At 70.5% G+C, this 25,709-nt stretch carries 22 protein-coding genes and 1 pseudogene; 14 read left to right on the top strand and 9 right to left on the bottom strand.

The features are described 5' to 3' along the window. The first annotated feature begins 201 nt into the window (after window positions 1-201). Window positions 202-1,371: a Cmx/CmrA family chloramphenicol efflux MFS transporter gene (locus ATK30_RS39740; RefSeq protein WP_101439845.1), complete on the top strand. Its 1,170-nt coding sequence runs from the start codon at window positions 202-204 to the stop codon at window positions 1,369-1,371. Window positions 1,372-1,421: 50 nt separating this feature from the next. Here the strand turns inward: ATK30_RS39740 and fabI are convergent, their stop codons facing one another. Both fabI and fabG read right to left on the bottom strand, forming a co-directional pair. Continuing rightward, the gene (gene fabI, locus ATK30_RS39735; protein WP_101441315.1) at window positions 1,422-2,189 is read right to left on the bottom strand and encodes an enoyl-ACP reductase FabI; all 768 of its coding nucleotides are present in this window, start codon (window positions 2,187-2,189) and stop codon (window positions 1,422-1,424) included. 49 nt (window positions 2,190-2,238) lie between these two features. Then, window positions 2,239-2,943 (bottom strand): beta-ketoacyl-ACP reductase, encoded by a 705-nt coding sequence (fabG, locus tag ATK30_RS39730; protein ID WP_101439844.1) that lies wholly within the window; start codon window positions 2,941-2,943, stop codon window positions 2,239-2,241. Window positions 2,944-3,110: 167 nt separating this feature from the next. Between fabG and ATK30_RS39725 the strand changes: the two genes are divergently transcribed. Genes ATK30_RS39725 through ATK30_RS39700 form a run of 6 tightly spaced genes read left to right on the top strand, consistent with a single transcriptional unit; the run spans window position 3,111 to window position 8,354 of the window. Next, window positions 3,111-4,433, top strand: a complete 1,323-nt coding sequence (locus ATK30_RS39725) for an MFS transporter (RefSeq protein ID WP_101439843.1) — start codon at window positions 3,111-3,113, stop codon at window positions 4,431-4,433. 14 nt (window positions 4,434-4,447) lie between these two features. After that, complete coding sequence (locus ATK30_RS39720) at window positions 4,448-5,113, top strand: response regulator transcription factor (RefSeq protein WP_101439842.1); 666 nt, start codon at window positions 4,448-4,450, stop codon at window positions 5,111-5,113. Window positions 5,114-5,116: 3 nt separating this feature from the next. Then, on the top strand, window positions 5,117-6,505 hold the full coding sequence (locus tag ATK30_RS39715; RefSeq protein ID WP_101439841.1) for a sensor histidine kinase: 1,389 nt from the start codon (window positions 5,117-5,119) through the stop codon (window positions 6,503-6,505). Further along, window positions 6,502-7,443 (top strand): TAXI family TRAP transporter solute-binding subunit, encoded by a 942-nt coding sequence (locus ATK30_RS39710; RefSeq protein WP_101439840.1) that lies wholly within the window; start codon window positions 6,502-6,504, stop codon window positions 7,441-7,443. Before ATK30_RS39715 ends, ATK30_RS39710 begins: the two co-directional genes overlap by 4 nt. Window positions 7,444-7,459: 16 nt before the next feature. Continuing rightward, window positions 7,460-7,885 (top strand): acyl-CoA thioesterase, encoded by a 426-nt coding sequence (locus ATK30_RS39705; protein WP_101439839.1) that lies wholly within the window; start codon window positions 7,460-7,462, stop codon window positions 7,883-7,885. Window positions 7,886-7,892: 7 nt separating this feature from the next. Next, window positions 7,893-8,354, top strand: a complete 462-nt coding sequence (locus ATK30_RS39700; protein ID WP_101439838.1) for a tRNA (cytidine(34)-2'-O)-methyltransferase — start codon at window positions 7,893-7,895, stop codon at window positions 8,352-8,354. Window positions 8,355-8,401: 47 nt separating this feature from the next. Here ATK30_RS39700 and ATK30_RS39695 read toward each other — a convergent pair whose 3' ends face one another. The 4 genes from ATK30_RS39695 to mobA form a co-directional block, all read right to left on the bottom strand. Beyond that, window positions 8,402-9,382, bottom strand: coding sequence for a VWA domain-containing protein (locus ATK30_RS39695; protein ID WP_101439837.1), 981 nt, complete (start codon window positions 9,380-9,382; stop codon window positions 8,402-8,404). A gap of 55 nt (window positions 9,383-9,437) precedes the next feature. Continuing rightward, on the bottom strand, window positions 9,438-10,319 hold the full coding sequence (locus ATK30_RS39690; protein WP_244194974.1) for a DUF58 domain-containing protein: 882 nt from the start codon (window positions 10,317-10,319) through the stop codon (window positions 9,438-9,440). 76 nt (window positions 10,320-10,395) lie between these two features. Continuing rightward, on the bottom strand, window positions 10,396-11,460 hold the full coding sequence (locus tag ATK30_RS39685) for an AAA family ATPase (RefSeq protein ID WP_101439835.1): 1,065 nt from the start codon (window positions 11,458-11,460) through the stop codon (window positions 10,396-10,398). A gap of 112 nt (window positions 11,461-11,572) precedes the next feature. Continuing rightward, window positions 11,573-12,130 (bottom strand): molybdenum cofactor guanylyltransferase, encoded by a 558-nt coding sequence (gene mobA / locus ATK30_RS39680; protein WP_101439834.1) that lies wholly within the window; start codon window positions 12,128-12,130, stop codon window positions 11,573-11,575. Between the two features lie 101 nt (window positions 12,131-12,231). Between mobA and ATK30_RS39675 the strand changes: the two genes are divergently transcribed. After that, window positions 12,232-13,026 carry a GNAT family N-acetyltransferase gene (locus tag ATK30_RS39675; protein ID WP_101439833.1) on the top strand — a complete coding sequence of 265 codons (795 nt, stop codon included), beginning with the start codon at window positions 12,232-12,234 and terminating at the stop codon, window positions 13,024-13,026. Here the strand turns inward: ATK30_RS39675 and ATK30_RS39670 are convergent. Beyond that, a complete protein-coding gene (locus ATK30_RS39670; protein ID WP_244194868.1) occupies window positions 13,016-14,380 on the bottom strand; it encodes an NlpC/P60 family protein in 1,365 nt (454 codons plus the stop codon). The two genes, ATK30_RS39675 and ATK30_RS39670, sit on opposite strands and share 11 nt — an antisense overlap. Before the next feature lie 342 nt (window positions 14,381-14,722). Here ATK30_RS39670 and acnA point away from each other — a divergent pair, with 342 nt between their 5' ends. After that, complete coding sequence (acnA, locus tag ATK30_RS39665) at window positions 14,723-16,933, top strand: aconitate hydratase AcnA (RefSeq protein WP_416332935.1); 2,211 nt, start codon at window positions 14,723-14,725, stop codon at window positions 16,931-16,933. Next, window positions 16,900-17,547 (top strand): hypothetical protein, encoded by a 648-nt coding sequence (locus ATK30_RS47600; RefSeq protein WP_416332934.1) that lies wholly within the window; start codon window positions 16,900-16,902, stop codon window positions 17,545-17,547. Before acnA ends, ATK30_RS47600 begins: the two co-directional genes overlap by 34 nt. 71 nt (window positions 17,548-17,618) lie before the next feature. On the opposite strand, the gene ATK30_RS39660 is transcribed toward ATK30_RS47600, so the two are convergent. Both ATK30_RS39660 and ATK30_RS39655 read right to left on the bottom strand, forming a co-directional pair. After that, the gene (locus tag ATK30_RS39660; RefSeq protein ID WP_101439832.1) at window positions 17,619-18,311 is read right to left on the bottom strand and encodes a glycoside hydrolase family 12 protein; all 693 of its coding nucleotides are present in this window, start codon (window positions 18,309-18,311) and stop codon (window positions 17,619-17,621) included. Between the two features lie 60 nt (window positions 18,312-18,371). Continuing rightward, window positions 18,372-21,356 carry a glycoside hydrolase family 3 protein gene (locus ATK30_RS39655; RefSeq protein WP_101439831.1) on the bottom strand — a complete coding sequence of 995 codons (2,985 nt, stop codon included), beginning with the start codon at window positions 21,354-21,356 and terminating at the stop codon, window positions 18,372-18,374. A gap of 324 nt (window positions 21,357-21,680) precedes the next feature. Between ATK30_RS39655 and ATK30_RS39650 the strand changes: the two are divergent. The 4 genes and pseudogenes from ATK30_RS39650 to ATK30_RS39635 all read left to right on the top strand — a co-directional run bounded on the left by ATK30_RS39650 (window position 21,681) and on the right by ATK30_RS39635 (window position 25,688). Beyond that, window positions 21,681-22,687, top strand: a pseudogene (locus ATK30_RS39650) (LacI family DNA-binding transcriptional regulator). A 27-nt stretch (window positions 22,688-22,714) separates the two neighbouring features. After that, window positions 22,715-23,944: an extracellular solute-binding protein gene (locus ATK30_RS39645; RefSeq protein ID WP_101439830.1), complete on the top strand. Its 1,230-nt coding sequence runs from the start codon at window positions 22,715-22,717 to the stop codon at window positions 23,942-23,944. Then, window positions 23,941-24,876 (top strand): carbohydrate ABC transporter permease, encoded by a 936-nt coding sequence (locus ATK30_RS39640; protein WP_101439829.1) that lies wholly within the window; start codon window positions 23,941-23,943, stop codon window positions 24,874-24,876. Before ATK30_RS39645 ends, ATK30_RS39640 begins: the two co-directional genes overlap by 4 nt. After that, the gene (locus tag ATK30_RS39635; protein ID WP_101439828.1) at window positions 24,873-25,688 is read left to right on the top strand and encodes a carbohydrate ABC transporter permease; all 816 of its coding nucleotides are present in this window, start codon (window positions 24,873-24,875) and stop codon (window positions 25,686-25,688) included. The genes ATK30_RS39640 and ATK30_RS39635 overlap by 4 nt, the downstream gene beginning before the upstream one ends. The last annotated feature ends 21 nt before the right edge of the window (window positions 25,689-25,709 follow it).

The raw sequence follows: 25,709 nt of genomic DNA, 5'->3' as shown, positions 1-25,709 counted from the left end.
TTGTCAAGGCATCTTTCCCGCCTTGACAAGCACTCCCGAACCGTCAGCACAATCAAGCTTCGGGGTGCCCCACACACACCCACCTGCAATGTCGCCGCCAGGCGACGAGCCGCCCCCACACCCCACCCGTCTCACCCACGCCCACACCACCACACCCCCACCCCAATTCTGTACCGCCGATTCCAGAAAGCGAGCTCTCCGATGCCCCCAGCCGTCTTCGTGCTAGGGCTCAGCATCTTCGCCCTGGGCACCTCCGAGTTCATGATCACCGGCCTCCTCCCCGGAATGGCCTCCGACCTCGGCGTCAGCATCCCGGACGCGGGCCTGCTGATCTCCGCCTTCGCCATCGGCATGGTCGTCGGCGCCCCGCTGCTCGCCGTCGGCACGTTCCGGCTTCCCCGGCGGACCACCCTCCTCGGGCTGCTCGTCGTCTTCAGCGCGGCACACGTCATCGGCGCGGTCGCCGACGGTTACGGAATCCTCTTCGCCACCCGCGTCATCGCCGCCGTCGCCTGCGCCGGATTCTGGGCCGTCGCCGCCGCGACCACCGTGAATCTCGTGCCGGAAGCCCGGCGCGGGCAGGCGCTCGCGGTGCTGGTCGGCGGGCTCACGGTCGCGAACGTCGTCGGGGTTCCGGCGGGCACGCTGCTCGGACAGCACGCGGGCTGGCGGAGCGCGTTCTGGGCGGTCGCCGCGCTGACCGCCGTCGCCGCCTTCGCCGTCCTGCTGTCGGTTCCGCGCACCGCCAAGGAAACTGAAGCGCCGCGGATCGCCGAAGAACTGCGCGTGTTCCGCCGCAGCCGGTTGTGGCTCGCGCTCGGCGTGATCGCGCTGCTGCAGGCGATGGTGTTCGCGACGTTCAGCTACCTCGCTCCCCTGCTGGTCTCCGTCGCGGGACTGCCCGAATCCGCCGTGCCGCTCGTGCTCGCGTTGTTCGGCGGCGGTGCGGTCATCGGGATTTTCGCTGGCGGCAAGCTTGCCGACGCGTATCCGTTCGCGACGCTTTACGGCAGTCTCGGCATCGCTGTCGCCGCTCTCGTCACGCTTGCCTTCGCGGCCAACCCCGTCGTAGCGGTGGCCGCAGTGCTCGTCCTCGGCGCGGCTGGCTTCGCGGCGAACCCGGCGCTCAATGTGCGGGCTTACTCCGCGGCGGGCGGCACCTCGACGCTCGTCGGCGCGAGCACGACGTCCGCGTTCAATGTCGGCAACACCGTGGGCCCGTGGCTCGGCGGGACGACGATCAGCGCCGGGCTGGGCTTTTCCAGCGTGGCGTGGGTGAGCGTCGCGCTCGGAGCACTCGCGCTGTCGGCCCTCACGTATGCGCTGCGCTTGCACCGGCGCGACACCGCGCCGCAACTCGTGAACGCCTAAAGGAAAACGGCCCTGCGGGAGCGTTCCCGCAGGGCCATTCCACTGTCAGCTCAGATGCCGAGCGCGTGCACTCCGCCGTCGACCATGATCATCGACCCGGTGGTGGCGGGCAGCCAGTCGGACAGCACCGCGCACACCGTCTTGGCGGTCGGCTCCGGGTCCGCGGAGTCCCAGCCGAGCGGCGCGCGGCCGTCCCAGCCGCCTTCGAGTTCGCCGAAGCCGGGGATGGACTTCGCGGCCATGGTCTTCATCGGGCCGGCGCTGACCAGGTTGACCCGGATGCCCCGCGGGCCGAGTTCCTTGGCCAGGTACCGGTTCACCGACTCCAGCGCGGCCTTCGCGACGCCCATCCAGTTGTAGACCGGCCACGCGACGCGCGCGTCGAAGTCCATGCCGACGATCGAGGAGCCGCGGCCGAGCAGCGGCAGCGTCGCGACGGCGAGCGACTTGAACGAGAACGCCGAGACGTCCACCGCGACCTTCACGTCGTCGCTGGGGGCGTCCAGGAACGGCGCGCCGAGGCAGCTCTGCGGCGCGAAGCCGATCGAGTGCAGCACGCCGTCGAGGCCGTCGACGTGCTCGCGGACGCGGTCGGCGAGCGAGTCGAGGTGCTCCTGGTTCGTGACGTCCAGTTCCAGCACCGGGGCGGGCTCGGGCAGCCGCTTGGCGATGCGCTCCACCAGCGACAGCCGTCCGAAGCCGGTGAGCACGACCTTCGCGCCCTCCTGCTGGGCGATGCGGGCCGCGTGGAACGCGAGCGAGGCGTCGGTGATGACGCCGGTGATCAGCAGCCGCTTGCCTTCGAGCAATCCGGGCAACACGTCCTCCAGGTCGTGGATGGTCTTCTCGGGAAGTGCGGGAAGAGAATCAGTGGCCGAGGCCGAGGCCGCCGTCGACGGGCAGCACCGCGCCGTTGACGTAGCCCGCCTCGTCCGAGGACAGGTAGCGCACCGCCGCGGCGATTTCGGCCGGTTCGGCGTAGCGGCCGGACGGGACGTTGGCGAGGATCTCCTTGCGCCGGTCCTCGCTCAAGGCGTCGGTCATGTCGGTGTGCACGAAGCCGGGCGCGACCACGTTCGCGGTGATGTTGCGCGAGCCCAGCTCCCGCGCGAGCGAACGCGCGAAGCCGACCAGGCCGGCCTTCGACGCGGCGTAGTTCGCCTGCCCGGCCGAGCCGGAAAGGCCCACCACGGACGAGATGAACACGAACCGGCCCCAGCGGGCGCGCAGCATGCCCCGCGAGGCCCGTTTGGCGACGCGGAACGCCCCGGTGAGGTTCGCGTTCAGCACGCGCTCGAACTGCTCCTCCGACATCCGCATGAGCAGGGTGTCGTCGGTGAGCCCGGCGTTGGACACCAGGACCTCGACCGGCCCCTGGTGCTCCTCGACGAGCTTGAACGCCGCGTCCACCTGCTCGGCGTCGGTGACGTCGGCCCGCACGCCGAAAAGCCCGTCCGGCGCGCCCGACCCGCGGTGCGTGACCGCGACCTGATGCCCCTGCTCGGCGAGGTCGCGGGCGATGGCCAGCCCGATGCCCCGGTTGCCGCCGGTGACCAAGACCGACCGTCCCACTGCGTTCTCCTCGTCGTCTTCGCTGTTGCGCCCGCTTGAGGCTATCGGCTGCGCTGACCGGCGGCGCACCCGGCACTCCCGTCCTAAGCGACGGTAAGGAACCGCGCTTCGACCTTGATGGTTACCCGCCGGTTGGTCACCGTGAGTCGCGACACAGGAGGTCAAAGATGACTACCCGGATCCAGGACGCCGGCTCGGCGCGGGACGAGCGGCGCGTGGTCGGCAACGTGCTGCGCGGCTCGATCGGAAATCTCGTCGAGTGGTACGACTGGTACGCCTATTCGGCGTTCACCGTCTACTTCGCGAAGGCGTTCTTCCCCGGCGGCGACGCCACGGCGCAGTTCCTCAACACCGCGGCCGTGTTCGCCGTCGGATTCCTCATGCGCCCGCTCGGCGGCTGGCTTCTCGGCCGTTTCGCCGACCGCTACGGGCGGCGTTCCGCGCTCGTCCTCTCGGTTTCCATGATGGCGTGCGGCTCTCTGCTCATCGCGGTGACGCCGGGCTATTCGGCGATCGGCATCGCGGCGCCGATCCTGCTGGTGTTTTCCCGGCTGCTGCAAGGGCTTTCGGTCGGCGGCGAGTACTCCACCTCGGCGACGTATCTGTCCGAAGTGGCCACTCCGGGCAAGCGCGGGTTCTACTCCAGCTTCCAGTACGTGACGCTCGTCGGCGGGCAGCTGCTCGCGCTCGGGCTGCAGCTGATCCTGCAAAGCGTGCTCACCGACAAGCAGATGGGCGACTGGGGCTGGCGGATCGCGTTCGTCGTCGGCGCGCTCGCGGCGGTCATCGTGATGGCGCTGCGGCGGTCAATGGACGAGTCCGAAAGCTACGAGCGGGTCACCGAAAACGCCGAAGCCGGCAAGGGCGAGCGCGGCACGCTGCGCCAGCTCGTGAAGTACCCGCGGGAGATCCTGCTCGTGGTCGGCCTGACGCTCGGCGGCACGGTCGCGTTCTACACCTACGCCACCTACACCCAGAAGTTCCTGGAGAACACCGCGCACATCCCGCGGCGCACGGTCACCGTGATCATGTTCCTCGCGTTGCTGGTCTTCGCGATCCTGCAGCCGCTGGCCGGACGGCTGTCGGACCGGATCGGCCGGCGGAAGCTGCTGATGTTCTTCGGCATCGCGGGCACCCTGCTGACCGTGCCGATCATGACCTTGATGGCGCGCACCAGCCAGCCGTTCCTCGCCTTCCTGCTGCTGCTCGGCGCGCTGGTGATCGTGACCGGCTACACCTCGATCAACGCGATCGTGAAAGCCGAGCTGTTCCCGACGCGGATCCGCGCGATCGGCGTCGGCCTGCCCTACGCGCTCACCGTCGCGATCTTCGGCGGGACCGCCGAGCTGATCGCCCAGGCGCTGAAGAAGGCGGGGCACGAATCGCTCTTCTTCTGGTATGTCGCGGGTTGCGTTCTCGTGTCGCTCGTCGTGTACGCGACAATGCGGGAAACTTCGCGTTCGTCCGCCCTCGAACGCGGCGAGGACTGACCGGGAGGACGGCCGTGCGCGTGCTGCTCGTGGAGGACGACACCGGTGTCGCCCGGGCACTCGCCGAAACGCTGGGTGCGCACGGCCACTCCGTCGCCGCGGTCGGCCGCGGGTCGGACGCCCTCACCCGGCACCGGGACGCGGACCTGCTGCTCCTCGACCTCGGTCTGCCGGACCTCGACGGGCTCGACGTGCTGCGCAAGATCCGCCAGGTGTCGCCGGTGCCGGTGATCGTGCTGACCGCGCGCGACGACGAGCGTTCGGTCGTCCGGGCGCTGCGCTTCGGCGCGGACGACTACCTGGCCAAGCCGGTGCGGATGGCCGAACTGCTTGCCCGGATGGACGCTGTCGCGCGGCGGGCGGGCAACTCCTCCCCCGCCCCGAAAGACCCGGTCGTGCGGATCGAGGACGTCGAGATCGATCTGGGCGCACGCCGGGTCGTCGTCGGCGGCCGGGACATCGGGCTGACCACCAAGGAATTCGCGGTGCTGGCGGTGCTCGCCGCGCGGCCGGGCACGGCGGTGAGCCGCCAGCAGCTGATGGACGAGGTGTGGGGCGACGCGTACCTCGCCGTTTCGCGTTCGCTGGACGTCCACATGACGCAGCTGCGCGCGAAACTCGACCGGCCCGGCCTGCTCACCACGATCCGCGGCTTCGGCTACCGGCTCGGCCGGAGCTGATCGGTGCGCACTCGCCTGCTGGCTGTCCTGGTCACGCTCGCGCTCGCCGTCGTGGCGGCGTTCGCGGTGCCGTTGCTGTCCGCGACCGCCGACCAGCGGACGCAGCAGCTCGTGATTTCGCGCAACAGCGACGTCGACCGCTTCGTGGTGCTCGCGCAACAGGCCGTCGATTCCGGCGACGCAGCCGCGTTGAGCGCCGACGCGCGGCAGTATTCGTCGTTATACAGCGAAGGCGTGCTGATCGTCGACGCGCAGCGGCGGCCGCTGGTCGAAACCGGCGGCCTGACCTGCAGCGATCGGGACGCGCGGACCCTGATCGAGGCGACGCTGCGGAACGAGCCGGAAGCGCCGGTCGAGCGGATCCGGCCGTGGTCGGACACTCCGGTGCTGTTCGCCCGCCCAGTCGGCACCGGGACGCGCGTGTCGGGCGTAGTCCTGCTGCGCGCTTCGGTGACCGCCGCGGCGGCGGACGTCGAAGCGGCGTGGAGCGCGATCGCGGCCGGGGCGATGGTGGTCGCGGCGCTGTTTGTGTTGCTGGCGGTCCTTCTGTCGCGATGGATGGTGCGGCCGTTGGTGGAGCTGGAAACCGGCGTGCTGGCCGTGGCGGGCGGACGCCGGGCGCAGGTGCCGGAACGGTCCGGGCCGCGCGAATTGCGGTCGCTCGCGGCGTCGGTGAACCGGATGTCCGACGCGGTGGTCGAGTCGGCGAACCAGCAGCAGCGGCTCGTCGCGGACACGTCGCACCAGCTGCGGAACCCGATGGCCGCGCTCCGGCTCCGGCTCGACCTGCTCGGCACCGAGGTCGAGAACCGCCCGGCCTACGAGGCCACGGTGGCCGAAGTCGAACGGCTGGAACGGATTCTCGACGGTCTGCTCGCCCTCGCCACCGCGGAAAGCACGGCGACCCGGCTGGCCGCGCGCGCCGACGACGAACCCGCCGACCTGGCCGCCGTCGTGGCGGAACGAGTTGACGCGTGGCGGTTGTCCGCCGACGAAGCCGGCGCGACGCTCGTGCCGTGCGAGGGGCACACAGAGCCGCTGTTGGTACGCACGCCAGAGAGCGAACTCGCGCAGATTCTCGACGTCCTGCTGGACAACGCCGTCCACCACGCCGGCCGGGGTGCGACCATCACCGCCAGTTGGGAGTCCACTTCGGACAGTGTCACGCTGGTCGTCGCCGACGACGGTCCCGGTCTCCCGCCGGAGGATCTCGCCCGGGCCACCGAACGGTTCTGGCGCGCGGGCGGCGACGGCGCGCCGCGCGGAACCGGCCTCGGACTCGCCATCGCCCGCGAGCAAACCCGCGCCCGTGGCGGGGTTCTGGAGTTGCGCGCGGTCGAACCGCACGGTCTCCAAGTCCGGATCACGCTGCCCGCGGCGGGGACGCCATGACCGTCACCCGCCGCGCCGCGATCCTCGGCGGCCTCGCCCTCGCGCTCGCCGCCTGCGACGACACCTACCGCGGCCCGGAGCGGAAGATCACCATCGCGGCGGGCGAACCCGGCGGCTTCTACCTGGCTTTCGCGGAGGTCCTGGCCGCCGAACTGTCGCGCGCCGAACCGCGGCTGCGCTGCAGCGCGCTCCCCACTGAGGCGAGCGTCGAGAACGTGCAGCGGGTCCAGGACGGAACGGCCGACTTCGGCCTCGCGCTCGCCGACGTGGCGCAATCGGCCATCACCGGCGGCTCGCCGTTCGGGAAACCCGTTCCGCTGCAAGCACTCGGCCGCGTCTACGAGAACTACCTGCAGCTGGTCGTCCGCGCCGAGGACCAGCTCACCGACCTGCGTTCGCTGGCCGGACGGCCGATCTCGGTCGGCGCGAGCCGGTCCGGCGCCGCGCAGCTGGGCGAACGGGTCTTCGCCGCGAGCGGAGTCCCGGTCCAGGAGCAGCACCTTCCGTTGAACGACGCCGTCGCCGCGCTGCACGACCACCGGATCGACGCGTTCCTCTGGTCCGGCGGGATCCCGACGCCCGCCCTCGCCGATCTCAACCGGACGACGCCGCTCTCGCTCATCCCGCTGACGTCGGTGCTCCCCCAGCTGCGCAAGGCGTACGGGCCGCTGTACGAGCAGGTGCAAGTGCCCGCCGGGGCATACCGCGGGGTCGGCGCGCTCGGCACGATCGGCGTCGCGAACCTGTTGGTCTGTTCCCCCAAGCTGCCCTTCGACGTCGCCGCGGCAGTGGTCCGGGTGCTCGTCGAACGCGCCGCCGAACTCGTGCCCGCGCAGGCCGTCGGGACGCAGTTCCTGGACGTGCGGACGCTCATCGGCACCCAGCCGGTCCCGCTGCACCGCGGCGCGGCCGACACCTACCGCGCGCTGCACGGGTGATCGCTAGATTGGTGCCGTGACCGAACGCCGCCCTCTCGTCGAAATGCCCCTGCGCGTGCGCTACCACGAATGCGACGGCCAGGGGATCGTCTTCAACGCGCATTACCTGGCGTACGCGGACATGGCGGCGTTCGAAGTGGAGAGAGCGCTCTTCGGCTCGCACGACGGACTGCTCGCCACCGGTGTCGACCTGGTGGTCGCCGAGTCGAACCTGCGGTATTTCGCGCCGTGCCGCTTCGACGACGAGCTGGTGGTCGCGGTGTACCTCGTGCACCTGGGCACCACGTCGATGCAGTTCGAGCTGGAAGTCCGCCGCGGCGACACGGTGACGACCGAGATCCGGCTGCGGTACGTGTTCGTCGACACCGAGAACTACCGCAAGACGGAACCGCCCCCGGAGGTGCGCGCGGCCTACGCGAAGTACCTCCCCGAGACGGTGTGAGGTCCCCGTGTTCCGAGTGCTGTTCTACCGCCCCGAAATCCCGCCCAACACCGGCAACGCGATCCGGCTGGCCGCCAACACCGGATGCGAGCTGCACCTGGTGGAGCCGCTGGGGTTCACCTTGGAGGACAAGCAGCTCCGCCGCGCCGGGCTCGATTACCACGACCTCGCGCGGGTCCACGTGCACGCTGATCTGGCTGCTGCGTGGGAGGCTCTGCTGCCCGCGAAGGTGTATGCGTTCACCGCGCACGCGACCCGGCTTTACACCGACGTCTCCTACGCGCCCGGGGACGTGCTGATGTTCGGGCCGGAGTCCGCCGGGCTGCCGGACGACGTCCAGCGGGCGGCGGAGGTCACGGACCGGCTGCGGTTGCCGATGCTGCCGAACAACCGGTCGCTGAACCTCGCCAACACAGCGGCTATCGCGGTCTACGAAGGGTGGCGGCAGAACGGCTTCGCAACTCCGTGAAGGGCTCCTTGAGGGAACCTGATTCCCTCAAGGAGCCCTTCACGGACCTACGGCAGTCTCTGCCCGAACAGCAGCGCCGTCGCGGCTCCGGCCATCAGGATGATCGTGCCCAGGACGACCCACGGCTTGCTCGCGTCGGCGTTCTTCAGCTCGTACCCGATCTGCTCCCCCAAGTCGGCGTACACGCGTTTCAGCTCGTCCGCGCTCGCCGCCTTGTAGAACTCTCCTCCGGACAGCCGGGCGATCTCGCGCAGCGATTCGTCGTCCACGCGGACGTCCTGCTGCTTGCCCTCGATGTCGACCGATCCGTGCTCGGTGCCGAACGAGATCGACGAGATCGGCGTGTGCGCTTGCTTCGCCGCTTGGGCCGCCGTGTACGCGCCGCGCGGGGCGTACAGGTCTTCCGGCACCGTCTGCTTGCCGTCGCTCATCAGCACGATGCGCGCGGGCGGCGGGCCGTCCGCGCCGCCGACGACCGCGGAGAAGCTCTGGATCGACTGCATCGCCGCGTAAATGCCCTCGCCGGTGGCGGTGGACTGGGCGAGCTTGAGGTTGTCGATCGCGTTCGTCACGCCCGCCCGGTCCGTCGTCGGGTTGACGAGGACCGTCGCGGTGCCGGCGAACGAGATCAGGCCCAGGTTGATGCCCGGCGTCATGTTCTGCGCGAACTGTTTCGCCGCGTCCTGCGCCGCCTTCAGCCGCGTCGGCGCGACGTCGGTGGCCTCCATGGACAGCGACACGTCGATCACCAGCATCACCGTCGCCCGGTTGCGCGGCACCTTCTGCTCCGCCGTCGGGCCTGCCAGCGAGACCGTCAGGAACAGCAGCGACAGCACGATCAGCACCGCGGGCACGTGCCGGATCCAGCCCTGCGCCTTGGGCGCGACCTTCTCCAGCAGCTCCAGGTTCGCGAACCGCAGCACCCGGCGGCGCCGCTGGCGCTGCGACAGCACGTACGCGCCCGCCACCGCGGCGACCGCGATCAGCAGCAGGAACCACCACGGCGAACTGAATCCGGCGAGGCTCATGCCGTCGCCTCCTTACTGGTTGCCCGGGCGGCGGCCGCGTGCACGACGAGCTCGCTCATGCGACACCTCCCGACCAGCGACGCTTGCGGGCGACCACGAACCGCACCATGTCCGCGATCCAGTCGGAATCGGTGCGCAGCACCAGATGCGCCGCGCCGGCCCGGCGCAGACCGGCCGCGACCGTCTGCCGGTGCGCGTTCGCCGCCGCGCCGAATTCCTTGCGCAGCAACGCCGAAGCGTGCACCTCGCGCTGCCGTCCGGTCTCCGGGTCGGCCAGCACGACGGTGCCGACGTCCGGCAGGTCCACGTCGCGGGGGTCGACGATCTCGATCGCGATCAGCTCGTGCCTGCCGCCGAGCGCGCGCAGCGGCCGCTCCCAGTCCAGCGGGCCGAGGAAGTCGGAGATCACCACCGCGAGTCCCCGCCGCCGCGGCGGACGGCGCAGTTTCTCCAGCGCACCGGCGAGATCGCCGCGGACTCCCTCGGCCGCGCGGGGCGTCTCGGCCAGCCGCCGGACGAGCCCGCGTGCGTGCGGAAGCCCGCCGCGCGCCGGGATCCGCGCGATGCCCTCGCCGTTCGACACGAGCGCGCCGATCCGGTTCCCGCCGCCGCCGGTCAGGTGCGCGACCGCCGCGGTCGCGCAGACGACCAGGTCGCGCTTCTCGCACAGCGCGGTGCCGAAGTCGAGGCTCGCCGACATGTCCGCGACCACCCAGGTCTCCAGCTCGCGGTCCGCGACCGTCTCGCGGATGTGCGGCGTCGTCGTGCGCGCGGTGACCGCCCAGTCCATCCGGCGCACGTCGTCGCCGGGCTGGTACGGCCGGGCTTCGCCGGGCTCCGAACCCGGCCCCGGGACCAGCCCGAGGTGATTGCCCTGGAGCAGCCCGTCGAGGCGGCGGCGCACTTCGAGTTCGAGGGTCCGCAGTCCCGCTTCCATCCGGTCGCCGCGCAGGACCGGCGGCGCCCAGCCGGGGCGGCCGCCCGGATCTTTCGAGGAGGTGCCAGCCACGCCGTTACCTGACGGGGGCGCCCGCCGGCACCGGGCCGGCACCGCCCTGGGGCCGGGCGGAAACCTGCGGCAGCGGCACGGTCTGCAGCACGCGGGTGACGATGTGGTCCATCGGAACGCCGTCGGCCAGCGCGTCGTAGGACAGCACGAGCCGGTGCCGCAGCACGTCCGGCACGACGTCGACCACGTCCTGCGGGAGCACGTAGTCCCGGCCGCGCACCAGCGCCAGCGCCCGCGCCGCGGCGATGATGCCGAGGCTCGCGCGCGGCGAGGCGCCGTAGGACACCCAGCCCGCGACGTCGGACAGCCCGTGGTCGTTCGGCGTCCGCGTGGTGAGCACCAGCCGCACGACGTAGTCGACCAGCGCGTGGTGCACGAACACCTGCGACGCGACGCCCTGCAGCCGCACCAGCTCGGCCGGGCTCAGCACCTCGTGCGGCTCCGGCGGCGTGACGCCCATCCGGTAGATGATCTCGCGCTCCTCCTCGGCGGAGGGGTACTCGACCAGGATCTTGAACAGGAACCGGTCGCGCTGGGCTTCCGGCAGCGGGTACACGCCCTCGTTCTCGATCGGGTTCTGCGTGGCCAGCACGAGGAACGGATCGGGCATCGGGAAGGTCTTGCCGCCGATCGACACGTGCCGCTCGGCCATCACCTCCAGCATCGCCGACTGCACCTTCGCCGGGGCGCGGTTGATCTCGTCGGCGAGCACGAAGTTCGCGACGACCGGGCCCAGTTCGACGTCGAAGCGCTCGGCGCCCTGACGGTAGATGCGCGTGCCGAGGATGTCGGCGGGCACCAGGTCGGGGGTGAACTGCACGCGGGAGAACGACCCGCCCACGACGCGCGCGAACGTCTCGACCGCCAGCGTCTTCGCGACCCCGGGCACGCCTTCGAGCAGCAGGTGCCCCTTCGCCAGCAGCCCGACGAGCATGCGCTCCACCAGCCGGTCCTGCCCGACGATGACGCGCTTCACCTCGAACACGGTGCGTTCCAGCAGCTGGGCGTCCCGCGCCGGGGTGCCGGGCTGCTGCCCGTTCGCTCCCTCGGCGAAGCCGGGCTCGGTCACTCTTCCTCCAGGGGTTTCCACGTCTGCGTGCTCGCCCGCGACCCTACTGCGTCGCGGACTTCCCGCGACGGTAGCCAATCGCATCGCCGGTGTGACAGCTGTGAAGCCCGTGTCAGCGGTGCTTTTCCAGGTCCTCCGGCGTGTCGATGTCGTCGCTCTCGCCCGGTTCCGCGGCGACCTCCGCGATCCGCAGTCCGCCGAGCGTCCGGCGCAGCGACGCGTTCTCCGGACGCTCCGGCATCGCCTCGCGCACAGCGGCGGTGCGCCAAGCGCTCACCAGCCATTGCCGCTCCCCCGCCGCGTCCACGAGCACCGCTCCGTCCGCGCTGGCCACAGTGGACCGCAGCCGGTCCACTGTGGAGCGCCGGACACCGGGGAGATCGGCGGCGAGCAGCACGACGATCTCCGCGTCCCCGACGGCCTCCAGCCCCGCGGCCAAGGCAGCGACCGGTCCGGCGCCGGGAACGGCTTCGCGGGTCCAGACGACCGCGTCGTAGCCCGGCCGCCGCGGCCCGCAGACCACGACCGGATCCGCCCCGGCCAGCGCCTCGATCGCCCGGCCCAGCAACGAGATCCCACCGACCCGCAGCTCCGGCTTGTCCGCTCCGGACAGCCGGCGCGCGGCCCCGCCGGCCAGCACGATCCCCGCGTACCGGGGGCTCTCAGTCATGCCCCCAGGGTGCCCGGTGCGGAAAGCCGCGTACACCAGGGGTGGCCGCCCGCACCGGAAACCCGCGCGCGCTCCGGGGTCGCGCGTATTAGGTTGCCGACGTGCCCGACGCCGCGCGGCTGCTCGCCGCTTACGACCGCGAAGTCCGCCAAGCCGAGCTGACCCAGGCCGAACCCGGCCAGCAGCTCACCGTCGACGGCCCGCTCGCGCGCCTCACCGGCGGCCGCCGCGGGTTCGTCTCCGGGCCGCCCGACCTCGGCGTCACCGGCGCAGCGCTCGACGAGCTGATCGCCCGCCAGCGCGCGTTCTTCGCCGCCCGCGGCGAGGAGTTCGAGTGGAAGACCCGCGCCCACGACCGTCCCGCGGAGCTGCCGGAGCGGTTGCTCGCCGCCGGATTCGTCCCGGAGGAAACCGAAACCGTCCTGATCGCGCCGTTGGACGCGGTCGCCGCCTCGGCGCCGCCGTCGACCGACGTGGTCGTGCGCGAAGCCGACGGCCACGACGACCTGCTGCGCATCGCGACGCTGTCCGCCACGGTGTTCGGCCACGACGAAGCCGCCGTCGCCGCGGATCTGCTCGCCCGGGCCCGCGCCGATCCCGGGACCACTACGCACGTCGTGGCCGAAGCGGACGGCCGGTTCGTCGCCGCGTCCCGGCTGGAAGTCGTGCCCGGCACGGGATTCGCCGGGCTGTGGGGCGGCGCGACCCTGCCCGAATGGCGCGGCCGCGGCCTCTACCGGGCGCTCGTGGCGCACCGGGTCGGCACGGCCCGGGACCGCGGCGTGGCCTACCTCCAGGTCGACGCGCTACCCATGAGCCGTCCGATCCTCGAACGGCTGGGCTTCACCGCGGTCACCGAAACGACGCCGTACGTGTGGAGCCCGTTCAGCCGATGAGGCGGGTCGCGTACGGCATGATCCCGCCGTAGCGGACCGGCACCACGCGCACGTACGAACCCGACTGCGGGGCCTCGACCATCTGCCCGTTGCCCAGGTACAGCGCGACGTGGTGGATGTTGCCCGGGTAGCCCCAGAACAGCATGTCGCCGCGGCGCATCTGCGAGAGCGGCACCTGGCGGCCCGCCGTGTACTGGTAGCCGCTGTAGTGCGGGAGGCCCTGCACCCCGGCGAAGGCGTAGATCATCAGGCCGGAGCAGTCGAAGCCGATCTTGCGGTAGTCGCCGTACTGGTCGGCCACGCCGCCGTCGCGGATGCCGCGGGTCGGGCCGCTGCCGTTCCCGCCGCCCCACGCGTACGGCATGCCCACCTTGGACAGCGCCCGCGCGATCACGTCCTCGATCGAGCCGCCCGCCGCCGGGGACGGGCTGCCGCCGCCGTTGTCGTCGTCGTTGTTCGCCGCGGCTGCCCGCAGGGCCGCCTGCCGGGCGCGCTCCTCGTCCTCGCGCTGCTTCTGCGCGAGCCAGTCCTGGTAGCGCTGGCGCTGCCCCTGCAGGCCGTTGACCTTCGCCTGCGCCGCGTACAGCTGCTGCTCGACGGAGTTCTTGTTCGCTTCCAGCTGCGTGTTCTGCGCGGCCTGGGCCTGCTGCGCGGACACGGCGGCGGACTGCGCGGCGTCCGCGACGCCCTTCGCCCGGGTGGCCGCGTCCTGCTTCTCCTGCGCGAGCTCCAGCGCCTTGCGCGCGGCGGAGTCCTTGTTGGCCTTGTCGGTCTGCGCCTGCTGGAGCCGGTCCATCGCGTTGAGCCGCGAACCGCCGATGGCGTTGAGCAGCTGGGCGCGGGCGAGCAGGTCCTTCGGGCTGTCCGAGGTCAGGTACGCCGAGATCGACCCGATCGTGCTGCCCTGCTCGAAGCTCGCGGCGGCGAACTTCTTCGCGTCCTCGCGGGCCTTCTCGATGGCTCCGGCCGCCGCGTCCGCCTCCTGTCTCGCAGACGTTGCGTCGTTCTGAGCTCGGGTCGCCTCGTCCTGCGCGGTCTGCAGGTCGACCAGGGCCTTCATGGCCTGTTCCTGCTTCAGCTCGACGTCGTCCTGCAGCGCGCTGAGCTTCTGCTCGGCCTGCGCGAGCTGGTTCGTGAGCCGGCCGACCTCGCCCGCTTTCGCGCTGGCGTCGCCCTTGGCCGAATCGATCGCCGAATCGCTCGGGTTCGGCGGCGGCGGAGGCACCGCGAGCCCCGTGCCCGTCGCGCCGAGCAGCGCCGCCAGGGCGACCGCCGCGACCGTCAGGCCGCGCCGGGCGCCCGCGCCGCGCACCAGCGCGCCCGCCGTCCCGGACCGTCCCCGCCGGACCCTCACGCCCGCCACCTCCGCTCACCGGCTGCCGCGTTCCGGGCACACCGCGTACCACTGCAGTCATACCACTATCACAAGCCTCAGGAAGAACTTACACACCGCGGAGATCATTTCCCCTGTTCGGGGGACCTGAGGGGACGGCGTGTCCGGATGGCGCACGTCACTCCGCGTGTCGTCTTGAACGAAATACAGGACACGCGTACTGTTTGGGTCGAGAAGACGAGGTGTGCCCTCCCGGTTCCGGTCCTACGGTGGGGGTGCGCAAGACTCGCCAGGGTCGACCCGACGACCCGGATACGACACCGAACTGACCCGGGAGGAAACGCCGGCTGCGGCGTGGAATCCATGCCACTGGAGTTAGACGTGACTGCACCTAGCAAGGACAGCTTCGGCGCCAAGGACACCTTGCGGGTGGAAGAGAACTCGTACGAGATCTTCCGCCTGGACAAGGTCGAAGGCTCCGCCCGGCTGCCCTACAGCCTGAAGATCCTCCTCGAGAACCTGCTGCGCACCGAGGACGGCGCGAACATCACCGCCGACCACATCCGCGCGCTCGGCGGCTGGGATCCGAACGCGGACCCGTCGACCGAGATCCAGTTCACGCCCGCCCGGGTGATCATGCAGGACTTCACCGGCGTGCCCTGCGTGGTCGACCTGGCCACCATGCGCGAGGCCGTGACCGCCCTCGGCGGCGACCCGGACAAGGTCAACCCGCTCGCCCCGGCCGAGATGGTCATCGACCACTCGGTGATCATCGACGTGTTCGGCCGCGCGGACGCCTTCGAGCGCAACGTGGAGATCGAATACGAGCGCAACCGCGAGCGCTACCAGTTCCTGCGCTGGGGCCAGGGCGCCTTCGACGAGTTCAAGGTCGTCCCGCCGGGCACCGGCATCGTGCACCAGGTCAACATCGAGCACCTGGCCCGCACGGTGATGGCCCGGAACGGCCAGGCCTACCCCGACTCCTGCGTCGGCACCGACTCGCACACCACCATGGTCAACGGCCTCGGCGTGCTGGGCTGGGGCGTCGGCGGCATCGAGGCCGAGGCGGCCATGCTGGGCCAGCCGGTGTCGATGCTGATCCCGCGCGTCGTCGGCTTCAAGCTGACCGGCGAGATCCCGGCCGGCGTGACCGCGACCGACGTCGTGCTCACGATCACCGAGATGCTGCGCCGCCACGGCGTGGTCGGCAAGTTCGTCGAGTTCTACGGCGAGAGCGTCGCCCAGGTGCCGCTGGCCAACCGCGCCACCATCGGCAACATGAGCCCGGAGTTCGGTTCCACCGCGGCGATCTTCCCGATCGACGAGGAGACCGTCCGCTACCTCAAGCTGACCGGCCGTTCGGCCGAGCAGGTCGCGCTGGTCGAGGCGTACGCCAAGGAGCAGGGCCTCTGGCACGACCCGTCCCACGAGGCGCAGTACTCCGAGTACCTCGAGCTGGACCTGTCGACGGTCGTCCCGTCGATCGCCGGCCCGAAGCGCCCGCAGGACCGCATCGAGCTGTCCGACGCGAAGTCCTCGTTCCGCAAGTCGGTGCACGACTACGCCGAGGACGACCAGCCCACCCCGCACACCAACGTCGACGAGACCGTCGAGGAGACCTTCCCGGCCTCCGACCCGGCCGCGCTGTCGTTCCAGGACGAGACCGCGGTGCCGGTGCAGTCCGCGGCGAACGGGGCCACCGGGCGGCCGAGCAAGCCGGTCAAGGTGTCCACCGCCGACCGCGGCGAGTTCGTGCTCGACCACGGCGCCGTGGTGATCGCCTCGATCACCTCGTGCACCAACACCTCCAACCCGTCGGTCATGCTGGGCGCGGCGCTGCTCGCGCGCAACGCGGTCGACAAGGGCCTGTCGGTCAAGCCGTGGGTCAAGACGTCGATGGCCCCGGGTTCGCAGGTCGTCACCGACTACTACGACAAGGCCGGCCTCTGGCCGTACCTGGAGAAACTGGGCTACCACCTGGTCGGCTACGGCTGCACCACCTGCATCGGCAACTCCGGCCCGCTGTCGGACGAGATCTCCGCCGCGATCCAGGAGAACGACCTCACCGCGGTCTCGGTGCTCTCGGGCAACCGGAACTTCGAGGGCCGGATCAACCCGGACGTCAAGATGAACTACCTGGCGTCCCCGCCGCTGGTCATCGCGTACGCGCTGGCCGGGACGATGGACTTCGACTTCGCGACCCAGCCGCTCGGCCAGGACAGCGACGGCAACGACGTCTTCCTGAAGGACATCTGGCCGACGCCGCAGGAGATCCAGGAGACCATCGACTCCGCGATCACGCAGGAGATGTTCACGAAGGACTACGCCGACGTGTTCGACGGCGGCGAGCGCTGGAAGTCGCTGCCGACGCCGACCGGCAAGACCTTCGAATGGGACCCCGAGTCCACCTACGTCCGGAAGCCCCCGTACTTCGACGGCATGACTGCCGAACCGGCCCCGGTCCAGGACATCTCGGGCGCCCGCGTGCTGGCGAAGCTGGGCGACTCGGTCACCACCGACCACATCTCCCCGCCGGCGCGATCAAGGCCGACACCCCGGCCGGCCGCTACCTGACCGAGCACGGCATCGAGCGCAAGGACTTCAACTCCTACGGCTCGCGCCGCGGCAACCACGAGGTCATGATCCGCGGCACCTTCGCCAACATCCGGCTGCGCAACCAGCTGCTGGACGACGTGCAGGGCGGCTACACCCGCGACTTCACCCAGGAGGGCGCGCCGCAGGCGTTCATCTACGACGCGGCGCAGAACTACGCGGCGGCGGGCATCCCGCTGGTCGTGCTGGGCGGCAAGGAGTACGGCTCCGGTTCGTCGCGCGACTGGGCGGCGAAGGGCACTTCGCTGCTGGGCGTGCGCGCGGTGATCACCGAGTCGTTCGAGCGCATCCACCGCTCCAACCTGATCGGCATGGGCGTCATCCCGCTGCAGTTCCCGGAGGGCGAGTCGGCGGCGTCGCTGAAGCTCGACGGCACCGAGACGTTCGACATCGAGGGCATCACGAAGCTGAACGAGGGCGAGACCCCGCGGACGGTGCACGTGACCGCCACGAAGGAAGACGGCTCCAAGGTGGAGTTCGACGCGGTCGTCCGCATCGACACCCCGGGCGAGGCGGACTACTACCGCAACGGCGGCATCCTGCAGTACGTGCTGCGGAAGATGACCCAGTCCTGATCTAGCACGCGCATCGAGGCCCGCTCCCGCATCCGCGGGGGCGGGCCTCAGTGCGTTGTCTCAGTGCCCGGTCAGGAGGAGGACACCGAATAGCTGTTGGCGGTGAAGTTCATCCCGCCGGCCGACGAGGTGATCTCGAAGCCGAACTGCACCTCGCCCAGGGTGACGTCGCCGAACCAGCCGCGTGCCTTGATCCAGTTCAGCACGGCCAGCACGTCGACCGATCCGGCGTCGGTGTTCGACGTCCGCAGGAACGAGAAGACCGCGTTGCCGCCGTTCGATCCTTGGTAGACGTCCCAGGTGTGCCCGCCGACGGTCACCGTGGTCTGCTTGGTGCCGATCGGGCCGACCGCGCCCTGTTTGTTCATCCAGAGCATGATTTCGTAGGCGTTGTTCTCGGCCCAGATGTCGTACGTGCTTTCGTAGGAGCCGCTGCCCGGCCGGCTGACGTTGAAGCTGCTGGAGACCGAGCGCAGCGCGCTGAGCTTCCGGCCGACGTTCTTCGCCGAATGCGGGTAGGACTTCACTCCCCCGGTGTTCGGCTGGTCGGAGTAGACGCCGAAGTTGCTGTAGGAGTTGGCCCAGATGGTTTGCGGGCCGGCCCCGCTGCCCCATACGTCGTTGCGGACGGTGTAGCCGCCGTTGGACCAGCTCGCGTATTTGTCCGACGACGACCAGGCGGCGGCCTCGGCCGTCCCCGCCGTGCCGGCCGCGAGCGCGACGGCGGTCAGCGAGACCACGAGGGAGCGCACGGCTTTGTGCATGATTCCTTCCTTTCCCGGACGGCGTCCGCCCGGATCGGTTCTCCCGCGAGGGACCGCGGATCAGCCGAGCCGGAAACTCGACACGGTCACCGGCCCGTCGAACTCGAGGTAGACGTCGTGCCGCCCGGTCGCCCGGGCCAGCGCGGCGCTGACCGTCTGGAAGGTGTATTTGCCGCCGGTGCCGCCGACGGTCACGGCGCCCAGCACGCGGCCGCGGACGGGATCGTCGATCCGCACGGTGATCCGCGCCGGCGCACTGTCCGCTTTGGACACTGACGCGGTGAAGTTCGCCGCGCCCCGGCCGAGGTCGGCGTCCTTGAACGCGACCCAGCCGCCGGCCGCGCCCGCGACGGACGTCCCGCTGGCTTTGGCGGTGTCGGTCAGGGTGATGCCCTGGTAGTCGTCGAAGTTCTCCGCCGGGGTGTCCCGGCCGAGGTCGCGAGCGGGGATCCGCTCCCCGGCGACGAACACCGGCCGGGTCTGCGCGAGATCCGCGGCCGAGCGGCCGACCGAGAAGTCGTAGACGCCGGTCTCCACCACCGGCTTGCCCCGGGTGACGTCCCAGAAAGCCAGGTCGGAAGCCTTCACCGACAACCGCACGGTCTTCGTCTGCCCCGGTTCGAGCGACACCCGGCTGAACGCGCGTAGCTGCTTCAACGGCTGCTGTACCCGCGAATCCCGGGCGCTGGAGTACAGCTGGACCACGTCGGCGCCCGCCCGGCCGCCGGTGTTGGTCACGTCGACGTCGACCGCGATGGTCCCGTCGGCGCCGACCGCGGGCCGGTCGATCCGGAGCCGGCTGTAGCGGAAATCGGTGTAGCTCAGGCCGTAGCCGAACGGGAACAGCGGGGCGCCGCGGTAGTACTGGTAGGTCATGCCGGTTTTCGAGATGTCGTAGTCGAGCATGTTCGGCAGGCCGGCGTCCGAGGCGTACCAGGTCTGGGTCAGCCGTCCGCTCGGGTTGACGTCGCCGAACAGCACGTCGGCGACGGCGTGCCCGGTCTCCTGTCCGGCGTGCGTGGTCCAGAGCAGGCCCGGGACTCCGCTGGTGTCCCAGCCGGTCGTCGGGTAGCTGTTCTCCAGCACGACCACGGTGTGCGGATTGGCCTTGCGGACCGCGTCGACCAGTGCCTGTTGCGCCGGCGCGAGTTCGGTGCTGGTGCGGTCGTTCGCCTCGCGGCCGTTGATGAACGGCATGCTGCCGACGACGACCACCGCCGTGTCGGCACCTTGTGCCGCGGCGAGGGCGCTGCCGACCCCGCTGGTGAGCACCTCGCGGCCGAATTTGGTCGCCCGCGCCGGATCCGCCGCGCTGAACGTGAGCGTGCCGTCCGCGCCGACCACCGCGTACTTGTTCTTGCCGAACCAGGATTCGGTCACTTCGTTGCCGGCGTATTCGAGCACGTAGCTCCCGTCGGCCTGGGCGTCCAGCTTGAGCTGCTGCTGCACGTACCAGCCGTTGGGCTGCTGGGCGTTGTTGACCAAGGCGCCGCCGGAGTAGCTCAGGTACTTCCCGTTGGCCACCGTGCGAAGGGTGTTCTTGCCGGCACCCCAGTCGAAGACGTCGAACGACTGCGCCGGACCGGCGGTCGTGGCCGCTTCGGCGAGTTTGCCCCCGGCCGGGTCGGCGGACGCCGTGAGATATTTGCCGGTGCTGAGGTTCTTGAGCGCGATCCGGTCGACGCCTTCCGCCGACGCGACTGTCCCCTGGGTGCCCAGCCGCTCCTTGATCCCCTGAAGCGGGGTTACCCGATACGGCAGCGAACCGCTGTACCAATCCGTGTAGAGCGTGTCCGACAGCGGGCCGACCACCGCGATCTTCTTGGTGCTCGCGGCGTTCAGCGGCAGCGCGCCGTTGTTGTTGCGCAGCAGCACCATCTGCTCGTCCGCGGCTTTCCGGGCGAGGGCCTGGTGCTGCGGCGAGTTGATCGCCGCGGGCGTGATCCTGGCGTACGGGTTGCTCCCCGGCGGGTCGAATTCGCCGAGCCGGAAGCGCAGCGAAAGCAGGTGCCGGTCGGCGTTTTCGACGTCCGCGAGCGTCAGGAAGCCTTTGCTCAGCGCCTCTTTGACGGCCGCGGCGGTGATCGACCCGTTGGTGTCGTTGTCGGTGAAGCTGTCGAGCCCGGCCTTGATCGCCGCCGCGTCCGCCTCGGCCTTGGTCGGATAGTACTTCTCCGAATCGACCAAATTGGACGGTGCGCCCGCGTCGCTGACCACGGCGAGGTCGTGCGGCGCCCACTTCCGCAGCACGGTGTTCAAGTCGGGATTGACCGTGTTGGGCCTGCCGTTCACCAGGTTGTACGACGGCATCACGCCGTTGGCCGCGCCCGCGGTCAGCGCGGGCTTGAACGCCTGCTCGTCGTAGTCGTGCAGGATCTTCGGCGGGGCCATCGAGTCGCTGGTGGTCCGGTCCGTCTCGTTGTTGTAGGCGAGATAGTGCTTCAGGGTCGGCGCGGCTTGCAGATAGCGCGGGTCGTCGCCCTGGATGCCCTTGCCGTAGGCGGTCGAGATCTGCCCGGTCAGGTACGGGTCCTCGGAGTAGCCCTCCTCGTTGCGGCCCCAGCGCGGATCGCGCAGCAGGTTCACCACCGGCGCCCACAGATTCAGGCCCCACAGCGAGGGATTCTCCGCGTTGAACCCGCGCGCCTCCTGTCCGACCGCGCCGCCGACCTGCTTGATCAGCGCCGGGTCCCAGGTGCTCGCCAGCCCCAGCGCCTGCGGGAAGACGGTGCCGTTCGCCGTGACGACCGCGCCGTTGTCCGCGTAGTCGGTGGACCACGCCACGCCGTGCAGGGCCTCGGTCCCGGTTTTGAACATGCCGATGCCCAGCCGCGGGATCGCGGGCTGGTACTGGTGCAGCAGCGACACCTTTTCGTCCAGGGTCAGCCGGGACAGCAGGTCGTCGATCCGGGCCGCAAGCGGCCGCGACGGATCTCGGAACGGCGGGGGCGGCGCGGCGAGCGCGGGAGCGGCGCCCGCGCTGAGCGTGACGGCCAGCGCGACCAGCGCGCCGCGGCGAAGGAGCCGGGAAAGTGGGGGACGCATCAACCGACCTCCGGGTCAGGCGTCGAATCGATTCGATGAATTCCGGGAAAAGGAGCGCGGCGAATCGGGAATTGCCGAGGACTATCGCAGTCCGTTCGCGCGGCGGTCAAGGTGCGCCGCCGGAGATTCCCGCAGTCGGCCCAGCGGCTCTCCACCTGGGGAAATGCCCAGGCCTGGCGCATTCGACAATTTCGACAGGCGGCCCGCGCGTCGATTCCGTCGAATTGCGCGACGACACTTGTCTTCGGCGGGTCGCTGGCTTACGTTGTGTCCCGTCGATGCGCTTCGACAGCGAACCGAGATCCCCCGGCAAGGAGGCCGTGCATGGTCACGATCAACGACGTCGCCGAAGCGGCGGGCGTGGCGCCCAGCACGGTGTCCTACGTGATCAGCGGCAAACGGGCGATCTCCCCGAAGACGCGCCGGCTCGTCGAAGAGAACATCCGCAAGCTCGGCTACCACCCGCATGCCGGGGCGAGAGCGCTGGCCAGCAGCAAGACGAACGTGCTCGCCGTGGTCGTCCCGCTGCGCACCGACCTCAATGTCTCGGTCGTCATGGAGTTCATCGCTTCCGCGGCCACCGCGGCCCGCGCGCACGACTACGACCTGCTGCTGCTCACCAAGGACGAAGGACCGGCAGCACTGCAGCGCGTCGCCTCCTCGGCGCTGGCCGACGCGCTCCTGGTGATGGACGTCGAAGCCGCCGACCCGCGGGTGCCGATGCTGCTGGCGCTGGACCGGCCGGTGGTGCTCATCGGCGTCCCGGACCATCCGGACGGCCTCACCTGCGTCGACCTGGACTTCGCGGCGGCGGGTTCGCTGTCGGCGCGGCATCTGGCCGAACTCGGCCACCGCCGGATCGCGCTCGTCGGGCCCTCCCCCGCGGTCTACGAACGCGGAACCAGTTATGCGCCCCGGTTCCTGCGCGGTTTCACCGAGACCGCGCGGGAGCACGGGCTCGCGGTCAGCACGCGGCCGTGCGCGCATTCCTACGAGGCCATGCGCACCTGTCTCGACGCACTGTTCGGCGACGGGCCGGCGCCGACCGGGCTGGTGGTGCACAACGAAGCCGTGCTGCCCGGCCTGTTGTCGGAGCTGCGCCACCGGGGGCTGCGCGTCCCGGAGGACGTCTCCGTCGTCGCGGTCTGCCCGGACACGATGGCCGAGCACCACGCGGTCCGGCTCACCACGGTGGCGATACCGGCCGAACCGGTCGGCACGCTCGCCGTCGAAATGGTGGTCCGCCAGCTGGGCGGGCACACCGCACCCGAGTCCGGCTGCTCTCGCCCCGGCTGACCCGCCGCGAGAGCACCGCCGCCCCGCGCTCCTGAATCCCCTTCCGCCCGAGGAGTACTTCCATGTCCCCAGTCCGCCGTGTCCTCGTCCTGGGCGCCGGCCTCGCGCTCCTGGCCGCCTGCAGTCCCGCCCCCGCGCCGTCCGCGTCGGACTCCTCCGGGGCGGCAGCGGCGTCGATCACCGAACTCGACTACTACGCCGACGAACAGGGTTCGGCCGCGTGGCAGAAGATCCTCGACACCTGCTCCGCGCAGACCGGGGTCAAGGTACAGCGGCAGAAGGTGCCGACCGACCAGATGCTGCCGAAGATCCTGCAGGGAGCCAGTTCCAAGTCCCTGCCGAACCTGCTGTTCACCGACAACCCGACGCTGCAGCAGATCGCCGCGACGGGCGCGCTGACGCCGCTGACCGACTACGGCATCAGCACCGACGGCTACTACCCCAGCATCGTCAAGGCCGGCACCTACCAGGACAAGGTCTACGGCCTCGCGCCCGGCGTGAACGGCCTCGCGCTGGTGTACAACAAGGACCAGCTCGCCGCGGCCGGAGTGGAACCGCCGAAAACCTGGGACGACCTCAAGGCCGCCGCCGCGAAGCTCACCAAGGCCGGCAAGTACGGCCTCGCCTTCTCCGCGATCCCGTCCGAGGAAGGCGCCTGGCAGTATCTTCCGTTCTTCTGGAGCAACGGCGCCGATCTGTCCCGAGTGGACTCTCCGGAAGCCGTTCAGGCCCTGCAGTACTTGACGGACCTGGTGAACTCCGGTTCGGCGTCGAAGTCCGTGGTCAGCTGGAACCAGAACGACGTGGCCGACCAGTTCGTCGCGGGCAACGCGGCGATGATGATCAACGGCTCGTGGAACCTCGCCCGCCTCGACGAGCAGAAGTCGCTGCACTACGGCGTGGTGCCGATCCCGGTCCCGCACGCGGGCGGCAAGCCGGTGGTCGCGCTCGGCGGCGAGGTCGGCGCGATCCCGGCCACCGGCGGCGCGGGCCAGCAGGCCGCGGGCAAGGTGCTGTCCTGCGTCCTGTCCGAACCGGTCATGGTGCAGTGGAGCAAGGCCCACGCCTACGTCCCGTCGAAGACCGCGGTCGCCGAGAAGTTCGCCGCGAGCCAGCCGGAGATGCAGGCCTTCGTCAACGAGGTCGACACCGCGCGGTCCCGCACCGCCGAACTCGGCGAGAAGTACCCGAAGGTCTCCCAGGCGCTGGCCGACGCCCTGCAGGCCGCGCTGACCGGCAAGCAGCCGCCCGAGCAGGCGCTCAAGACCGCGCAGCAAGCGAGCGGGTCGTGACCCTCGCCGCCGCCCGTCCGGCCGCCGCGGCGCGCCCGGTCCGCCGCCCGCGCCGCGGCAACTGGGCAGCGCTCGGCTTCCTGCTCCCGGCACTGGCCTACGTGGGGCTGTTCTTCGGCTACCCCTTGGTCGCCAATGTCGTGATGAGCACCCAGGACTACACGGTAAAGTCGTTCTACACCGGACAGGCGCCGTTCGTCGGCCTCGGCAATTACGCCGCGGTGCTGAGCAATCCGCTGTTCCCGGCCACGGCGCTGAACACCGTGCTGTTCACGGTCGGCTCGCTGGTCTTCCAGTTCACCATCGGCCTGGCGCTGGCGGTGTTCTTCAACGGCCGCTTCCTCGGCAGCGCACTGCTGCGTTCGCTGCTCCTGCTGCCCTGGCTGCTGCCGCTGGTGGTCAGCGGCGCGGTGTGGCGGTGGATGTTCGACACCGACCACGGCGTGCTCAACGCCGGCCTGCGCGCGCTCGGGTTCGACCCGGTGCCGTGGCTGACCGGGACCGGCTGGGCGCTGCCCGCGGTGATCCTCGCCAACATCTGGATCGGCATCCCGTTCAACCTCGTCATCCTGCACGGCGGGCTGCGGGCCGTCCCAGCTTCGCTGTACGAGGCCGCCGAACTCGACGGAGCTGGGCCGTGGCAGCGGTTCCGGCACGTCACGTGGCCGCTGCTGCGGCCGGTCACCGGCATCGTGCTGATGCTGGGGTTGGTCTACACGATCAAGGTGTTCGACGTGATCATGGTGATCACCGGCGGCGGCCCGGCCAACGCGACCCAGACGCTCACCACCTGGTCCTACCGGCTGTCCTTCCACGACTTCGCGTTCGGCCAGGGCGCCGCGGTGGGCAACATCCTGATCGTCGTCGCCACGCTGTTCGGCTTCCTCTACCTTCGCTCGGCGAAGGCGACTCTCTCGGAGACGGCCGCATGACCGCCCGCAACTGGCTCCGCACCGTGCTCGGCGTCGTCATCGTCGCCGTCCTGCTGTTCCCGCTGTACTGGATGGTCAACGCCTCCTTGCAGCCGAGCGGCGCGCTGCTGCGCCCGGACCCGGCGTTCTTCCCGGTCGGCGGCACCCTCGACGGATACCGGAAGGCCCTCGCCACGCAGGGGCCGAACCTGGCGTCCAGCATCGTCGTCGCGGCGGGCACGGTGCTGGTGTCGCTGGTCGTGGCCGCCCCGGCGGCCTACGCGCTGGCGCAGCTGAAACTGCGCGGCGGGCCGGTCCTGGTGTTCGTGCTGCTGATCGTGCAGATGATCCCCGGCATCGTGATGGCCAACGCGCTCTACACCGTGTTCAGCAATCTCGGCCTGATCGACAACTACCTCGGACTGGTGCTCGCCGACTCCACCGCGACCATCCCGTTCGCCATCCTGCTGCTGCGCGCGTTCATGATCTCCGTGCCGAAGGAACTCGCCGAAGCGTCCCGGGTGGACGGAGCCGGGTACTGGCGCACGTTCTTTTCGGTCATCCTCCCGGTCAGCCGCAACGCGCTGGTCACCGCCGGGCTGTTCTCGTTCCTGTTCGCCTGGGCGGATTTCCTCTTCGCCGTCACCCTCACCACCGGGCAGTCGTTCGAGCCCATCACGGTCGGCATCTACCGCTTCGTCGGCAACCAGTCCGCCGACTGGAACGTGGTCATGGCCACCGCCGTGCTCGCCGCGATCCCCGCGGCGGTGCTGCTCGTCGTCGCCCAGCGCTACGTGGTCGCCGGGCTGACCAGCGGCGCCGTCAAAGACTGACCTTCCGGACAAGGAGACCTC

Source organism: Amycolatopsis echigonensis (assembly GCF_002846615.1).
Lineage (GTDB): Bacteria > Actinomycetota > Actinomycetes > Mycobacteriales > Pseudonocardiaceae > Amycolatopsis > Amycolatopsis echigonensis.
Note: the sequence above shows the minus strand (reverse complement) of the source record. Positions and strands in the feature narration are given on the sequence as shown.

Bases quoted from the DNA above. Each gene is read 5' to 3' on its own strand.
- ATK30_RS39740 (WP_101439845.1), top strand. From the start codon at position 202: ATGCCCCCAGCCGTCTTCGTGCTAGGGCTCAGCATCTTCGCCCTGGGC.
- ATK30_RS39655 (WP_101439831.1), bottom strand. From the start codon at position 21,356: ATGCGTCCCCCACTTTCCCGGCTCCTTCGCCGCGGCGCGCTGGTCGCG.
- ATK30_RS39690 (WP_244194974.1), bottom strand. From the start codon at position 10,319: ATGGAAGCGGGACTGCGGACCCTCGAACTCGAAGTGCGCCGCCGCCTC.
- ATK30_RS39660 (WP_101439832.1), bottom strand. From the start codon at position 18,311: ATGCACAAAGCCGTGCGCTCCCTCGTGGTCTCGCTGACCGCCGTCGCG.
- ATK30_RS39645 (WP_101439830.1), top strand. From the start codon at position 22,715: ATGTCCCCAGTCCGCCGTGTCCTCGTCCTGGGCGCCGGCCTCGCGCTC.
- ATK30_RS39695 (WP_101439837.1), bottom strand. From the start codon at position 9,382: ATGAGCCTCGCCGGATTCAGTTCGCCGTGGTGGTTCCTGCTGCTGATC.
- ATK30_RS39710 (WP_101439840.1), top strand. From the start codon at position 6,502: ATGACCGTCACCCGCCGCGCCGCGATCCTCGGCGGCCTCGCCCTCGCG.
- ATK30_RS39635 (WP_101439828.1), top strand. From the start codon at position 24,873: ATGACCGCCCGCAACTGGCTCCGCACCGTGCTCGGCGTCGTCATCGTC.
- acnA (WP_416332935.1), top strand. From the start codon at position 14,723: ATGCCACTGGAGTTAGACGTGACTGCACCTAGCAAGGACAGCTTCGGC.
- ATK30_RS39725 (WP_101439843.1), top strand. From the start codon at position 3,111: ATGACTACCCGGATCCAGGACGCCGGCTCGGCGCGGGACGAGCGGCGC.
- mobA (WP_101439834.1), bottom strand. From the start codon at position 12,130: ATGACTGAGAGCCCCCGGTACGCGGGGATCGTGCTGGCCGGCGGGGCC.